Source organism: Bacillus sp. MN7755 (genome assembly GCF_054771475.1).
Window position 1 is genome coordinate 1 of sequence record NZ_BTRL01000029.1, and the last position, 15584, is coordinate 15584.

The 15584-nt window shown below is 33.8% G+C and carries 12 protein-coding genes and 4 pseudogenes; 3 read left to right on the forward strand and 13 right to left on the reverse strand.

Going from position 1 to position 15584, the window contains the following annotated elements; all coding sequences use genetic code 11:
* Positions 1 to 89: 89 nt before the first annotated feature.
* From ACYVEC_RS27440 to ACYVEC_RS27490, 11 genes and pseudogenes are all read right to left on the reverse strand, one after another.
* Positions 90 to 1254 (reverse strand): annotated as a pseudogene (locus ACYVEC_RS27440) (DUF418 domain-containing protein).
* A 316-nt stretch (positions 1255 to 1570) separates the two neighbouring features.
* Positions 1571 to 1978: pseudogene (locus ACYVEC_RS27445) on the reverse strand (GNAT family N-acetyltransferase).
* Between the two features lie 56 nt (positions 1979 to 2034).
* A complete protein-coding gene (locus tag ACYVEC_RS27450; RefSeq protein ID WP_063225384.1) occupies positions 2035 to 2973 on the reverse strand; it encodes a DMT family transporter in 939 nt (312 codons plus the stop codon).
* A gap of 69 nt (positions 2974 to 3042) precedes the next feature.
* Complete coding sequence (locus ACYVEC_RS27455; RefSeq protein WP_063225383.1) at positions 3043 to 3564, reverse strand: DinB family protein; 522 nt, start codon at positions 3562 to 3564, stop codon at positions 3043 to 3045.
* A 15-nt stretch (positions 3565 to 3579) separates the two neighbouring features.
* A complete protein-coding gene (locus ACYVEC_RS27460; RefSeq protein ID WP_063225382.1) occupies positions 3580 to 4080 on the reverse strand; it encodes a GNAT family N-acetyltransferase in 501 nt (166 codons plus the stop codon).
* 34 nt (positions 4081 to 4114) lie between these two features.
* Entirely contained in the window at positions 4115 to 4660 is a 546-nt protein-coding gene (locus tag ACYVEC_RS27465; protein ID WP_063225381.1) for a GNAT family N-acetyltransferase, read from the reverse strand.
* Positions 4661 to 4676: 16 nt separating this feature from the next.
* Positions 4677 to 5378, reverse strand: a complete 702-nt coding sequence (locus ACYVEC_RS27470; protein WP_063225380.1) for a nucleotidyltransferase domain-containing protein — start codon at positions 5376 to 5378, stop codon at positions 4677 to 4679.
* Between the two features lie 21 nt (positions 5379 to 5399).
* Positions 5400 to 6077, reverse strand: a complete 678-nt coding sequence (locus ACYVEC_RS27475) for a DNA alkylation repair protein (RefSeq protein WP_063225379.1) — start codon at positions 6075 to 6077, stop codon at positions 5400 to 5402.
* A gap of 221 nt (positions 6078 to 6298) precedes the next feature.
* A pseudogene (locus ACYVEC_RS27480) lies at positions 6299 to 7265 on the reverse strand (pyridoxal-phosphate dependent enzyme).
* 175 nt (positions 7266 to 7440) lie between these two features.
* Positions 7441 to 7830, reverse strand: coding sequence for a VOC family protein (locus ACYVEC_RS27485; protein WP_063225377.1), 390 nt, complete (start codon positions 7828 to 7830; stop codon positions 7441 to 7443).
* A 642-nt stretch (positions 7831 to 8472) separates the two neighbouring features.
* On the reverse strand, positions 8473 to 8733 hold the full coding sequence (locus ACYVEC_RS27490) for a hypothetical protein (protein ID WP_001106983.1): 261 nt from the start codon (positions 8731 to 8733) through the stop codon (positions 8473 to 8475).
* Between the two features lie 217 nt (positions 8734 to 8950).
* Here ACYVEC_RS27490 and ACYVEC_RS27495 point away from each other — a divergent pair, with 217 nt between their 5' ends.
* Together ACYVEC_RS27495 and ACYVEC_RS27500 are read left to right on the forward strand one after the other, a co-directional pair.
* Entirely contained in the window at positions 8951 to 9778 is an 828-nt protein-coding gene (locus ACYVEC_RS27495; RefSeq protein WP_063225376.1) for a peptidoglycan-N-acetylglucosamine deacetylase, read from the forward strand.
* A 267-nt stretch (positions 9779 to 10045) separates the two neighbouring features.
* Positions 10046 to 10717 carry a TerC family protein gene (locus tag ACYVEC_RS27500; protein ID WP_275719141.1) on the forward strand — a complete coding sequence of 224 codons (672 nt, stop codon included), beginning with the start codon at positions 10046 to 10048 and terminating at the stop codon, positions 10715 to 10717.
* Between the two features lie 61 nt (positions 10718 to 10778).
* On the opposite strand, the gene ACYVEC_RS27505 is transcribed toward ACYVEC_RS27500, so the two are convergent.
* Both ACYVEC_RS27505 and ACYVEC_RS27510 read right to left on the reverse strand, forming a co-directional pair.
* The gene (locus tag ACYVEC_RS27505; RefSeq protein ID WP_063225374.1) at positions 10779 to 12752 is read right to left on the reverse strand and encodes an LTA synthase family protein; all 1974 of its coding nucleotides are present in this window, start codon (positions 12750 to 12752) and stop codon (positions 10779 to 10781) included.
* A gap of 533 nt (positions 12753 to 13285) precedes the next feature.
* Positions 13286 to 14911, reverse strand: a complete 1626-nt coding sequence (locus ACYVEC_RS27510) for an ABC-F family ATP-binding cassette domain-containing protein (protein ID WP_063225373.1) — start codon at positions 14909 to 14911, stop codon at positions 13286 to 13288.
* Between the two features lie 226 nt (positions 14912 to 15137).
* On the opposite strand from ACYVEC_RS27510, the pseudogene ACYVEC_RS27515 reads away from it, so the two are divergent.
* Positions 15138 to 15583: pseudogene (locus tag ACYVEC_RS27515) on the forward strand (stress protein).
* Position 15584: the final 1 nt, after the last annotated feature.

A 15584-nucleotide genomic window follows, 5' to 3' on the forward strand; every position in this document is an offset into this window, starting at 1 on the left:
AAAATCCCCTCCATAGTAAACTGGTTAATGTGCTTTCTTTTTCCTGTCTACTATAAGGGGATCATATAATACTCGGATCGTCTTTTAATTTATTTATTTTTATATACTAAACGTCTCAATAAAATCTCTAATGGTCCATTGAGGTTATTTTTTTCCATTATTGTAGCTAATATGACAGACGATATCCAAATACTTATAGCTATCAATGCAGCGAGAGTGTTACTTACATGCCCTCCTAAATCAAATGCTACAGGTGATAAAAGTATAACAAGCAGTGCCTCATTCAAAACAAAAAATGTTAATGAACGCTTTCCTAAAGCGATCAATGCAAGGCTACAGTACCCTAGATTTTTTAATTTACTCCCTATTATTCCGAAACCTGTTGCATATGCTAATCCTCCAACAATTCCAGTTACAATATGGATTCCATTTATCATTCCAGCTGCAAATACCCTTGGATACCATATAGTCCCTACAAAAGATAGTGGCAAAGCACCTACTAAGGAAATTGATAATCCTATAATTGTTATAAAATATAATTTTTTCAAATGTTGCTCTGGTTTTATTAGTATCCGATATCTAGCAATCCACAAACCAAGAATTACAGAAGGAATTATCGGGAACATAACATGGATGAGAACAGGTATAACAGGAAAGAAAAGTAATCGTAACATGGTAGTACTAAGATACGTGTCTTTTGCTGAAACATCTGGTGAAAAACCGTAATCGCCTATTGCTTGCATATTAAATCCCCATATTATTGGAATAAAAATGATATACAATATAGTGATAATCGTAAATGTTCGAATTAATGTTTTCATTTTACACTTTAATAGTGGACTAACAAGAATCCCCGCTACACCATAAGCCATAAGAATATCTTGCCCACCAATTAAAACCGCTAACACAATCCCGAACAGTATTAAATACAAAGAGCGTCTTCTTACTATTTTTACAGCCTGATTTTCATCTATCCCTTTTGATATTTGCCCTTCAAGCGCTAGAACCAAACCGTAGCCTAATAATACGGCAAACATCGCCCGTGCACGGTTATCAATTATGAATATACCAAAAAGGTTTACAATTTGATCAAAGAAATTACCGCTTTCCACCCTATGCATAATTCCAGGATCTGCAGCATATAAGTAAAGCGGTGCATGAGCAAGTACGATTAATAGTAACATTGTACCCCTTTAAATCTAATGAGACTGCACGCTTCTTCTCAATTGTTCCATTACTTATAGATTTACTCATATTTTGCTTCCTTCCTTTGCATCAACTAAACATTTCGACCTTTCTTACATTTTTGCCAAAAACGAATAACTAGCTACTATTAAAATTAGAACAGATAAAATGAAACTTGAATCAGTGGAGGTTTTGTGCATCCTCCACTGATTATAAGCCCGTACCAATCGGGCATTTATGGGCTGCAAGGCTTCCAACTAACTGACTCCCTTACTCCAGCCGAATTTTAATGTGGGAGCTTTACTACCCACCAATAGCGAGATAAATAAAAAACGAACTATTTCTTCAAATCGTCTTCCGGATATTATATTCTAAGATTATTTCATTATGTTTTATTTTTAAAATACAAATGAAATCTTTCTATCCCCGGATATTTTTCTCCTAAACTTTTAACCTTAAAACCAATTTTCTTATAAAATTCTACTGCCTCTTTATCTGTCTCTGCTTCTACATAAGTCAATTGATGTATTCTTACTACTTCCCTTATCATTTGCAACGCAATTCCTTTTTTACGATATTATGGAGCGACTGCTATGTGGCAAATTTTCGCTTTATTTGCGCCGAATATTTCAATACCTATACAAGCCTTTTCTTCATATCTATACAATGTGCCTGTATTCCTTTCATAAAATACAACTGCTTTCTTTAAGCTAGTTTCACTTGGTCCAACTGCATACTGTAGTACATTTAAAATGGGATTTTTCTCAATTTGTTCAACGTGTTGCAAATTCATATCTTCATTCCTTTCTATGAAAAAAGATTAGCTCTTTATATAAAGAGCTAATCTCATTACGCAGTTATTTTTTCTTCTTTCTTCACAACGACCGCTACATAACTATGTAGTATCATTCCAACAATAACGAGGCTCATGCCAATCCAAGATAAAGATGACGGAATTGGCGCAGATAGCAAGATAAGTTCTCCTACTAGCGCAAATAAAACTTCACCAGACTGAGTTGCTTCTACTGTTGCTAGTTTTTGTGGATCATCTTTTACAAGATCTGTCGCAAAGAAGAATAGTACGGTCGCGATTAAACCAGAACTAACAGCTACAATAAAACATTGAAAAACTTGGCTACTTGACGGTAGTCCGCCTGTTGATACTTCATAACCTGATAATAAAAACCAAAATGGTAAACTTGCTAATGTCATACCGAGAACTCGCTGGAATACATCTAATTCCCCTTTACAAACTTGCATCATTTTTCGATTTCCAAGAGGATACGCAAACGCTGCAATAAGTACAGGAACGACACATAAAACGGTTTCACGAATTCCTAATGAAGAAGCATGTTCTACTTGCATAAGTACAACACCGCATAAAATAATACCCGACATAACTAATTCCTTCATTGGAAGTTTTTTATGTAATGGATCTACTGCAAAAAATGGTGTTAACAAAATCCCTGCGACGATCGTAATTTGCCATGTTGAGGCAACAAGCCAACCAGGTCCAAAAGCTCCGGCAAAACTAAGTGGTGCATAGAAGAGACCAAATCCAACGATACTCCACACTAACCATTCTTTCGGATTATTTTTCATATATTGAAAGAGTTGCTTTAAGTTTCCTCTATACATGACAATAAGCAAAAGCATTGGAACCATGAAGTAATACCGTAATGATGCACTCCAAATCCAGCTTCCACCCTCTAAGTCCATCGCACGGTTTAAAACGAAGGTAAAGGCAAAGAAAAATGATGCCAATATCCCTATTGCAATAGCTTTCATTATAAAACCCCTTGTTTAGTTTATTCTTATACTATACAACAAATTAAATATAATTAAAATTCGAAATCTTCATCTTGCATGCATTCTAGCTCTATATAGTGTTCTTAACTGACTAATATGAGCTTGATGGTACCGATTATGATCGGCTATATGCCATATCCCCCACCTTATAGTCGCATTTTCTCCCTTTTCATAAAAAACGTCCCGTGTTAAATCATTTTCTGTTAGTTTCATACATTCCTCATGAAACATATGTTGCACAGCTTCGTAGTCTTGCATTAATTGTTGCAATGTGTACTCTCTTAAACTTGGCAATTCTCCTATTTCATTCAGCAAAGGTCCATACTTATTTTCAAGTGCTGGTGGAATTTCTTCTCCTTTTAAACGATACACCCAGTGTAAATCAACCACCGCTAAATGCTGAAGTAGCTGTCCTATACTATTTTCATTATTTTCTGACCCTTTAAAGGACAGTTCTTTCTCATCAGTACCTTCTACTAACTTTTGCAATCGTTTAAATGTATCAGCAACCATCGCATATAGAATCGCTACTTGCGAGTTCATATTTTTTTCTAAACGGAGATCTTTCATACTAAACTCCCTCCATTAAAAGAACAGCACCATATGTTCATCATCACTATACACACCATTCATCTTTATAGCTCTCTTTTCAATCCCATACGTTTTAAAGCCCATTGATTCATACAACTTTTTTGCTGGCTCGTTTGTGGACACAACACCTAAGTTCAATTGTTCCAAGTCCATTTCTCTTGCTCTTTCAATTGCCTTGCGTATTAACTCACGTGCAAGGCCACTTCTTCGATTGCTTGCATCTACATACATCGCAACGATATGACCTTTATGTTTATACGCCTCTTTTTCCTCTGTTAGTAAAGTGACAACTCCAACTAATTTATGATCCTCATTAAAAGCACCGAATGTACAACTAGTAGTAGCTGTTAAATTACTTTCCACTCGCTTAATAGGATTTTCCTGACAAATCGCCTCTTCATAAGTTGTTACAAATGCCTCTGAGTTTACTTGTAATGCTTGTAAACGTAAATCCCAATATTTTTTCACATCTTCTTTCGCAAGTAATCGAATCATATTACTCCAGCCCCTTTAAGTTAACATAATACTTTTATAATAAACCATTTAAAGATTCGTATTCTTCTCTTAACATACTATAACGATAACGATGAATGAACTTCCCTTGACGTAATCGATCATTTCTCATTAGTCCTTCACAAACAAAACCAGCCTTTTCATAACTCTTTCTAGCTTGAAAATTATCTTCATCTACACGTAGCCAAACTTTTTCTAATTTAAATGCAAAGAATGCTTGATATAACATACTATATAGGGCTGCTATTCCATACCCTTTACCCCAGTATTCTTTATTACCAATCGCGATTCCCAGTTCTGCATTTTTATTTGTTTTATCAAAGTTTTTAAGATCTACCCATCCAATATGTATGCCGTTCTCTGCAGTGATGGCTCTTTGTTCATAACCATTTTTTCGATTTATACATGCTTCAATCCATTTTTTCGTATCTTCACGAGTGAACGGTGGATATTGATCTGGTACAACTAAATACTTTGTTACTTTTGTATCTAATGACCATTGATATCGATCTTCTACATCATCTAGTGTCAGTTCTCTTAATTGAACGAATGGAACATTCATTGCGCTATCCCCTTTTTTATTTTCCTATAGAAAACCCTTCGAACATTCTTCCTCCATACTGTTCTAGCGTTTTTTCTACAAAAGTAATTAATTTTCTTTTTTCTCCCGTTGTATAAAAATGATCGAATGCTGCTACAAATTGATCTGCGTATTGTTCATCATATCTTCTAAGTACCCTTATAAACCATTTTGAATTTCCAAGCCATTTACCATTTACTCTTAATACATATTCATGTAATAAATCAGCTAATAAATTCGCGATAAACAATTCTTCTTCTCTTTTTGATGCACCAATAAAATCATCCAAAGTATCCGTAATAAAATACCGCTTCTGTTTCATCATTTCTTCAGTCCATTTAGCTGGTCCTTTATTTAGTAAATCATTTGCTTCTCTTTTTAATTTCTCAATCATTTCATTGTCACCTTTTAATACAATCCCCTCTGAAACTAATTGTGGCAATGAAGGTCTCCCGCGATCACAATCCATTTTAAAAAAGGTTTTATACGTTTCAAAATTATGTACAAACACTTCAACAGGCCATCCATTACTATAGAAAGATTCTCGATAACAAGACGTTAAACTATGATCAACTATTACAATGTCCAGATCAGATGTTTTTGTGGCTTCTCCTCTTGCAACGCTTCCTCCAAGTAAAGCTACATCACAATTCGGAAATTGTGATGTAATTATGCTTTTTGCCGCTTCCATTGCTTTCATAACCGTTCCCCTTTTCTTATTTCACTTTCTTTTTTCAGCTCTTTCTCTCGCTTTTTTTATATACGGTTCTGCGTCTAGTGTTTTGCATGATGTTGCCCCGTGATTAACCTGTACTTTTCCAATTTCACGTGCAATTTCAATCGCTTTTCGCTCTAAGTGTTCATTACGAATACCTATCGCAATTAAAGCACTATTCATCGCTTCTTTTTTTCTATTTTTTTCATTATGTATATTTGCTTTAATTTCTTCTAAATACGGTGAGAAGAAATCATCATATAACGTTTTATTTTTAATCGCTATATTTGCTAATAAAGACCAGCCTGCTCTTCCAATCCATTCATCATCAGATTTTGCCCATTCTTCCATTCTTTCTATCGCAATTGGCGACGTACAAATAGCCGTCATCAAAACGTCCATTAAACAATAATAATCAACTTCCTGTACCCATTTATTTAGCAGTTCTGTCGTAACTTCCTTTGGATCTAATACCATTGTTGCTAAAGTCATTGCATCCATATTTTTTGTTTCCCATAATAAAATTGCTAAATCATGATCTTTTTTTATCTTCTTTTTTAACAATTTTAAATTGGCAAAACTAACTCCGAATAGTGGCTCTTTCGCTCCGTGATTTTTATACGTTTTACAATTTTGTTCTGTTCCATATTCCTCTAGTTGCTGCATTACTTCCTCAAGTAACATATATCCACCTCTTTAACTTTTATGTTGACTTCATATATGTATATACGATATATTCTACATTACTTTTTAGTTTTCCTATATTTATTTTTTAAATACGGTATGTGAAATTTTATAGTTCTACAAATAACTAAAACACCCACGAAAAACCTGTACATTTTACATATACAGGTTTTCATTTTATCCATTTCCCATGGTGTAAGAAATAGACTATGAAAGAACTTTTATTTGTTTAATTCTCTCTTTATTTTTTGTAAGCTCTTTACATCTGACCACTCTTCTATAGAGCCTGCGTCCGGAAAAACTGTAACTACATTAAAATTCGTACCTTTTTCTTTTCCAATTTTTTTAGCGGCTAATAAATTCGCTGCCGCAGACGTTCCTATTTTCATACCAGTTTCATTATAAAAACGTGCCATTTCATACAAGGTTTCTTCATATGAATAAGTCCATTGTTTTTCTATCAAATTATCTTCCTGTTCTATGAAATGTTGTTTCCTCCCTAAGCCGAACCCACCTGAACCAGCATATTTCTTTAAATCATTTGGTGGTTGTTCGGAACCATAAGGCAATTCAGCAGGCATTACTAAATGTAGCTCAACATTTTTTGTATAATTCTTTACTGCTTTATAGACCCCCCATTAGAGTTCCACTAGTACCAGCAGATGCTACCCATGCGTGTATTGGTTTTCCGTTCATTTGCGCAATAATTTCTTGGCCTGTACCTTCTATATGACTTGATAGATTTGCATTATTATAATGTTGGAATAAAAAGTATAACTCGGGTTTTTGTTTGCTAATCTCAATTGTCTTTTCAATTACTGCGTAAAAACCCATACATTTATCAACTAAAATCACGTTAGCTCTATAATGCTCAAGTTCATTTAGTAGTGATTTACCAGTTCCGGAACTTAAAACTAACGTACATTGAATTCCTAAATAATAACAATTACGCCCGATTGATCTCGCTAAGCTTCCACCACTATATTCTAAAATATATTGTTTTTTGTCCGCTTCTTGTAAATATTTTCGAATCATTCCAAGTGCTGCTCTATCCTTAATCGATCCTGTAGGGTTGTGCCATTCACATTTAGCATAGATAGAAAGATCCTTCGTTTCTTCGCATTCTAATTTAATGAGAGGTGTATTCCCAACATTTTTAGCAAACTCATCAAAACACTTTAATGTCATACTTCTATACCTCCTTCATGAATCATATTTATTACATTTATTTTTAGCCAAAATACTTTTTACATTTTCATTACTCTCTTAACTAAATCTCCCTATTTAAAAACCCCTACAAATGTTGTAGGGATTTATGTCTAAACCATTTTGTTACACTCCATTACATACGAAAAGAGCTTCTTTATTCAAATGCATTCATAAGCACAATTCTCCAACCATCTGGATCCTCTATTGTGGTACCTTTCTCTAGCCAATACGGATTTTCTGGTTCCACCTCATGGTAGCCCATATTACTTAATCGATTCACTATTTTTTCAATTTCATCTTTATTAGGCATATAAAAAACTAGTAAATTATCTTTTGTCGGTGCCGGACATGGACTTCCATTAACATGCATTGTAAACTCCAAATGATACTCGGCATCCGGTAATCCAAACATAACTCCATCATATCCTTCATGATTGTGAAATTCTCCTATACGCTTTAACCCTAACCCCGTCTCATAAAAGCTTATAACTTCTTCAAATTTATCTGTTGGTCTTGCAATTCTAAATTGAACCCAATTCTTCATGCAAATCTCCTCCTTTTCATTTTCCAAAGCTTTATATGAATCATTATAGGTTACATATATTTCCTTTAACATCCCTCATTAGTGTGAGAACTGCCTTAGTTGAAAGACCTATTAGTTTATAAATAGTAGGACTTTAGTATTAAATTCATATAGAATTAATTATAAAAATATAGAGATAAAATAACTATTTCTTCCTTAAAGAGAGTTATTTGTCATGTCAAAATCATAACAGTAGCTGTTGGCTCTGTCGGTATTGATATGACTCTTTCGTTAGTAGTTTGGGAATTCAGAGATGAAAAAACAAAGCAGTTCATCTCATGCTAGAATACGACCTACAGACTCGCTTTAATATAGGTTCAACCAATAAAGAGCCTGTATTATTAATAGAAGAATTTAATTAAATTTAATACTTGAAGAGTTTGTAAAGAAGGATTAATGCGTGGCCAATCTTCATTTTAAGAGCAATAGATATGTTAAAAGACATTAATTAGAAAGTTGCTTTAAAACAAAAATTATATACATGAAATACTTAAATTCATACATAATTTTATACAAACCACTTTTCTTATATAGAAAAGTGGTTTGTATATTTCCAGAAAATTTTTGTTACAAAATCACGCTACATATTTCATTAAACTGCAACTACTCATTTTCTTTTTTCTTCTTTTGCTCCTCAGATGGCTCTTCTGTTGGATCTGGTTCTTGTTCATCCTTTTTGTTTAACTCATTATTTTTTTCTTTAGCAGGATCTTGTTTTTCATTCTTTTCCTCTTGTCTTTGCTCAGAAGGTTCCTCCGTTGGATCTGGCTCCTTTTCATCCTTTGGAGCTGGATTACACCCGATTAACAATCCTACTGTGAATATGCTCGTCATAAATATAGAAAGCATTTTTTTATAATTCAATTAAAGCACCTCCTAAAATTAATATCCCTTGTATTGTTTCCAATTCATAATTCAATTTATCCAATTTTTTATGACGTTTCTTTAAAAATGACATTCCTTTAAAATCTTGCATACTTTTTGACAAACTTTCTTGCACTTGTAAAAAAATTTTTTTGCATTTCCATACCTATAATTGCTAATATAGTAGAGTAGAACTTTTATAGAGAGAAGGAAAATTATGCACAATGGAATTCGAATGACAACTTTAGTGAAAAGGGCTATGTTGATTTGCGCGGGGGTATTATTTACATACGAAGCGGCTTTAGGTTCAACACATACTGCTCTAGCAAGTACAGAGGATGACGCAAAATCTGTTCAACTTGTAAGTGAAATTCAATCATCTCTTGCACCGAAAGAAGCTCCAAAACAATATAATGGGCAAGTTAGAAAAGTAGCTTATTTAACATTTGATGATGGTCCTGGAAAATACACAGCTGAGCTTTTAGATATGTTAAAGAAAGAAAATGCAAAAGCAACATTCTTCCTTATTGGTTCAAATGTAAAAGCTTTCCCTGACCTTGTAAAACGCGAAGATGCTGAAGGCCACTACGTTGGGATGCACAGTATGACTCATAACTACAAGAAACTTTACACAGAAGGTCATTATGTAGATGAGATGAAGGAAGACCAAGGCTTAATCGCTGGCGTTCTAGGTAAATCGCCAGTATTAACTCGTCCATCTTACGGCTCAATGCCAGGATTAAACGAAGCTCTTCGTAACAAAGTTGTTGAGAATGGGCTAAAAGTTTGGGATTGGACAATTGATTCATTAGACTGGAGATATAACACAATGCCTGTTGACGCTGCATCAGCTAAAATTGTACAAAACGTTATTAATGGTGCAAACAAGCCAACAGAAGTTATCCTTATGCACGACATTCATCCACAATCCGTAAAAGCAGTACCTGGTATTATTAAAGGGCTGAAAGAAAAAGGATATGAATTAGAAGCCTATAATGAGAATGAACACTTCCCATTAAACTTCTGGCATGATAATCGTATGTAATGAAAAAGACTTGATTTCCTCTAGTAGGTTATTGAGTCTTTTTTTATCGTTTTGGAAATTCTCTCATATAGAAAACCGGATCAAAAAGATGAATAGAAAATTAAGAAAAAGAAACGAAAAGCAAAAAAGATTGCACAAGCGACTTATACGAAATTAAAACATATATATCTAAATACAGTAAGAAATTAGGGATTGAATATACAAATTCAATCCTATTTTTATATTATCAACACTTTAGCACATATTACTCTTAAGGGGTGATTATATATGGATTTTCTTTCAGCTGAATATTTGTCAGCCTTGCTTGCCATTATTGTAATTGATTTAGTATTAGCTGGTGATAATGCCATTGTAATTGGATTAGCAGCAAGGCGATTACCGGAAGATCAACAAAAGAAAGTTATTATATGGGGCACTATCGGGGCAATTGCCATTAGAGCCCTCGCTACCTTAGTTGTCGTTTGGTTGTTAAAAATACCAGGGTTACTTCTAATTGGTGGTGTACTCCTTATATGGATTGCTTACAAATTAATTGCTGAAGGCAAAGATCATGATATTAAGGCAGAAGAAGGATTTTGGTCTGCTATTAAAACTATTATTATTGCTGATGCATTAATGGGTATAGACAATGTTCTTGCTGTTGCAGGAGCTGCGCATGGCAATTTCTCTTTAGTAATCATCGGGTTATTAGTTTCTATTCCTGTAGTAGTATGGGGCAGTACATTAATTTTAAAATGGGTAGATCGTTTTCCTGTCATCATTACTATTGGAGCAGCAGTTTTAGCTTATACCGCTGCGAAAATGATTGTAGACGAGAAATGGTTTGCTGCATTTTTTGAAAGTAACCCTTTAATGAAATGGGTATTCATCATTCTTATCATTGTCGGTGTAGTGTTCTTTGGAAAGAGGAAGCAAAAAACTAAAGATGATTCTATATAATGCCGATATAATTTTAGTTACAAACAAAAACGCTACTCATATGAGTAGCGCTTTTTAATATTTATTTAGCTTCCCCTTCCGGAGCCGTTTTTACCTTCGTTTTGTTTTTATCACGATTGTTATAGTTATACTTCGAACGATCTACTGGAGTAAAACCTTCTGGTGTGTAGAATCGTAATAAGTCACCATTTACGACTTGGTCAGAGTATTTTAACGAGTTTTGAACCATTTGTTCATTTTGTTTTATTTCATCTGTAAATTCTACTGGATTTCCAGTCGTTGTATCGTAGTATTTGCCGTTTAATGCAGTAACAGTTGGACTTACGAAGTTGCCGTTACGGAACGCAACAACTTGTTTATGATCTGGTGATAATAAATCTGAACCAAATTGAACATAATTTTTTGTATCTGTTCCTAGTAAGTGTAAAAGAGTTGGAAGGACATCAATTTCACCACCGTATTGATGTTGTACGCCACCTTTCACACCTGGTACACGAACGATTAAAGGTACACGCTGTAACTGTGCATTTTCAAACGAGTTAATTTCTTTACCCATTACTTTTGACATTGCTGCGTTATGATTATCTGAAATACCGTAATGGTCTCCGTACATAACGATAATAGAATTATCGTATAAACCAGATTGTTTTAAGTAATCGATGAAACCTTTTACAGATTCGTCTAAATAACGTGCTGTTTGGAAATACGTATCTACAGATGAGTCACCTGTGTTCGCTGGTTCAATTGTCGCTTCCTCTTTATCAATTGGATACGGGAAGTGATTCGATAACGTAATAAACTTCGTATAGAACGGTTGTTTCAATGTTTCTAATAACGGAATGGATTCATTAAAGAATGGTTTATCTTTTAATCCATAGTTTACTACATCTTTTTCATTCATATCATAGTATGAAGCATCAAAGAATTTATTAAAACCAAATGATTTATAAACATCGTCACGGTTCCAGAATGTTTTATAGTTACCGTGGAATACTGCTGATGTGTATCCTTGTTGTCCTAAAATTGCTGGTGCTGATTGATACGTATTATGAGATTTCGTTGTAAAGACAGATCCTTGTGGTAAACCAAACATTGAATTCTCTAACATAAACTCCGCATCAGATGTTTTTCCTTGTCCTGTTTGATGGAAGAAGTTATCAAAGTAAAGCGTATTCGCATCTTTTGTGAATGAGTTTAAGAATGGCGTAACTTCTTGACCATTTAATTTATAATCGATTAAGAAGTTTTGGAATGACTCTAAATGAATATAAATTACGTTCATTCCCTTTCCTTTACCGAAATACTCAGGATTTGGACTTGCGTAAGTTGATGTTAAATAATTTCTTACTTCTGTCATATTATCTCCATCAGCTAACGCTCGTTCTGTTGATGCTTTCGCACTTTGAATACCATCATAAATTGTATAGTTATATGCCCCTAAATATTTCACAATATAATTACGGTCAAATGTTCTTGTTAATAATTCAGGACGGTCAGATTCTGCAAGTCCTAAGTTAACACTGAATAATAAAATACCTGCTACAAATACTAGAGATACTTTATGTTTCGCAACACGAATTGGTTTTGGATTTGCAAATTTCGTTGCTACTAATACAATTAAAATAATTGTATCTAAGAAATATAGCGGATCATAAAGATGTAGCAACGCAATAATACTACCACCTAAATCTCCAAAGTTATTCGTTTGTGTTAATGTTGGGAACGTAATAAAATCGCTGAAAAAACGATAATATACTACGTTTGCGTATAAAAGAATCGACAATAACAAATTAATGATAATTAACCAAATATAAGATCGTTTCCCTTTTGCAAATAATGCAAGTCCTAAAAATAGAACTGCTGAACTAAGCGGATTGAAAAACAGCAAGAATTTTTGGATTGTGTTTGAAATTCCTAAATTAAATTCCGTTACATAAGCTGCATATGTTTTGAGCCAAAATAAAATAACGGCAAACAGAAAGAATCCAAAATGATTGCTTAGCACACTTTTGCTTTTTAATAAGAATTGTTTCATTTCTCCACCTCTTTTGATCATCCAAGGCTTATTTTTTTATAAGTCTGTCTCTCTATTCAATTTTTTATCTTCAAATAGATTTTATCTATTTAACTATATGAAGAATACTAGTAATTATAATTTGAAGCTAGTATTTATTCAACTATTTCTTTCCAGACATTTTGACCTTGGTTTCTATTTAACAAAATAAATTTGTAACATTCCCTGTTTTCTCCCAAGATTCATCCACTAATTATGACATCACATACTATATACCTTTATTCACTGCTTCGCAAATAAATATGTCTCCAGTTCTGGAACATTAATGTAATATAATTAAATTCATATTTGAAAGCATGTGTTTTTTTCTATGTATATTAAATCTCTTCACGTATTTCAAGTATATTCATACCTTAGCCATTCCTCTATATGCAATATCAAAATCTCTCCCCCCTTCACTAAAGCTATTGTTGAATAATTATTCATAATCCATAAAAATAATGATTATAAAAAACCCTCGCTCTCATAACGAGAGCGAGGGTTTTTTATATTTATTATTGACCTTTGTACATTGCATCTACTTGTTTTTGAAGTTCTTCATTTTCTAAGAACTCATCGTAAGTAGCCTCTTTATCGATTACACCGTTTGGCGTTACTTCGATAATGCGGTTTGCAATTGTTTGTACGAACTGATGGTCATGAGATGTGAATAACATTGTACCTTTGAATGCGATTAAGCCGTTGTTTAATGCAGTGATAGACTCAAGGTCTAAGTGGTTCGTTGGATCGTCAAGAGTGATTACGTTTGCACCACTTAACATCATTTTAGATAGCATACAACGAACTTTTTCTCCTCCAGATAGTACAGAAACGTTCTTCTTAACTTCTTCACCTGAGAATAACATACGGCCTAAGAAACCACGTAAGAAGCTTTCTGACTCATCTTGTGGAGAGAATTGGCGTAACCAATCAACTAAGTTGGAGTCACTGTTCTCAAAGTATTTAGAGTTATCTCTTGGGAAGTAAGATTGAGATGTTGTAACGCCCCATTTGAATGAACCACTATCTGGCTCCATCTCACCCATAAGGATTTTAAATAATGTTGTCATCGCAATATCGTTACGACCGATAAATGCAACTTTATCACCTTTATTTAAAGTGAAGTACACATTATCTAACACTTTTTCGCCATCAATTGTTTTAGAAAGACCTTCAACTGTTAATAAGTCATTTCCTACTTCACGTTCTGGTGTGAAGCCAACGAATGGGTAACGACGTGATGATGGTCTAATATCATCTAATGTAATTTTATCTAAAAGTTTTTTACGAGAAGTTGCTTGTTTCGCTTTAGATGCGTTTGAGCTAAAGCGTGCAATGAAGTTTTGTAACTCTTTTACTTTCTCTTCTTTTTTCTTATTAGCATCTTGTGTTAATTTTAAAGCTAATTGGCTTGACTCATACCAGAAGTCATAGTTACCAACATAAAGTTGAATTTTACCGAAATCAAGATCAGCCATGTGCGTACAAACTTTATTTAAGAAGTGACGGTCATGGGATACAACGATTACTGTATTTTCAAAGTTCATTAAGAAGTTTTCTAACCATTGAATTGCTTTTAAGTCCAAGTGGTTGGTAGGCTCATCTAGTAATAGAATGTCCGGTTTACCGAATAATGCTTGAGCAAGTAATACTTTTACTTTCTCTGACCCAGTTAATTCTGACAATTTCTTATCATGAAGATCTTCACCAATACCAAGTCCTTTTAGTAAGATTGCAGCTTCTGACTCAGCTTCCCAACCGTTAAGCTCAGCGAACTCACCTTCAAGTTCAGCAGCACGCATACCATCTTCATCACTAAAGTCTTCTTTCATGTAAATGGCATTTTTCTCTTGCATTACTTTGTAAAGTTGCGTGTGACCCATAATTACTGTTTCTAATACTGGGAACTCTTCATATTCGAAGTGGTTCTGTTTTAATACTGCTAGACGCTCACCCGGCGTAATATGTATATCACCTGTTGATGGTTCAATTTCTCCAGATAAAATCTTTAGAAATGTCGATTTACCAGCACCGTTCGCTCCGATTAAACCGTAGCAGTTACCTGGCGTGAATTTTATGTTAACATCTTCAAATAATTTGCGATCCGCGAAACGCAAACTAACGTTACTTACTGTAATCATTTGTGTCCTCCTACTAATACCGCTTATTTCAGCGTTTTCTCACCGATTGTCTTAAAAATCGCATATAACGACTCAATTATTGTAGACTATAGCTATTATATAGTAGAAGCTGGATGAATAGCAACGGTTGATTGCTATTCCTTTGTTTTCAAACCTGAATAAAACCTTTATTTTTAATTATATTAAAGTTACATACACACTTTAAGGTGGTTTTATTTTGAAGTAAATATTTATAATTGGAGCATTATGTTTATCAATTGCTTCCTTAACTGCATGTAGTAGTAACAATACAAAAACATCCACTGAATCAAAACAAGAGAAAAAGAAACAAAAGTAACTGTCGATTCGATTATCACTGAGTTTAAAAATGCTGGTCTCCAAGTAGAAAATCCAACTGATCTTCCGCAAAAAGAATTTGGTAACCTTCAAAAAGAAGGAAAACGTATTGTCGTACCAGCTCTTGGTGAAGATAAAGGCGGTCGATTATTCGAAATTACAAAGAAAGAAGACCTAGAAAAAGTTAAGAAATATTACGATGAATTAGGAAACTCTGCTCCTATGTTATTCTCTCATACACACGGAAAAGGCAATTTTCTTTTACAAATGAATGGCGATATGAAAGATGAAGAGTTTGCAAAATATAAAGACGTGATGGACAAATTTATTAAATAAA

Excerpts from the sequence above, each read along its gene's own strand:
- ACYVEC_RS27450 (WP_063225384.1), bottom strand. The coding sequence starts at position 2,973 with ATGAAAGCTATTGCAATAGGGATATTGGCATCATTTTTCTTTGCCTTT.
- ACYVEC_RS27495 (WP_063225376.1), top strand. The coding sequence starts at position 8,951 with ATGCACAATGGAATTCGAATGACAACTTTAGTGAAAAGGGCTATGTTG.
- ACYVEC_RS27460 (WP_063225382.1), bottom strand. The coding sequence starts at position 4,080 with ATGATTCGATTACTTGCGAAAGAAGATGTGAAAAAATATTGGGATTTA.
- ACYVEC_RS27465 (WP_063225381.1), bottom strand. The coding sequence starts at position 4,660 with ATGAATGTTCCATTCGTTCAATTAAGAGAACTGACACTAGATGATGTA.
- ACYVEC_RS27470 (WP_063225380.1), bottom strand. The coding sequence starts at position 5,378 with ATGAAAGCAATGGAAGCGGCAAAAAGCATAATTACATCACAATTTCCG.
- ACYVEC_RS27505 (WP_063225374.1), bottom strand. The coding sequence starts at position 12,752 with ATGAAACAATTCTTATTAAAAAGCAAAAGTGTGCTAAGCAATCATTTT.
- ACYVEC_RS27485 (WP_063225377.1), bottom strand. The coding sequence starts at position 7,830 with ATGAAGAATTGGGTTCAATTTAGAATTGCAAGACCAACAGATAAATTT.
- ACYVEC_RS27510 (WP_063225373.1), bottom strand. The coding sequence starts at position 14,911 with ATGATTACAGTAAGTAACGTTAGTTTGCGTTTCGCGGATCGCAAATTA.
- ACYVEC_RS27455 (WP_063225383.1), bottom strand. The coding sequence starts at position 3,564 with ATGAAAGATCTCCGTTTAGAAAAAAATATGAACTCGCAAGTAGCGATT.
- ACYVEC_RS27500 (WP_275719141.1), top strand. The coding sequence starts at position 10,046 with ATGGATTTTCTTTCAGCTGAATATTTGTCAGCCTTGCTTGCCATTATT.
- ACYVEC_RS27475 (WP_063225379.1), bottom strand. The coding sequence starts at position 6,077 with ATGTTACTTGAGGAAGTAATGCAGCAACTAGAGGAATATGGAACAGAA.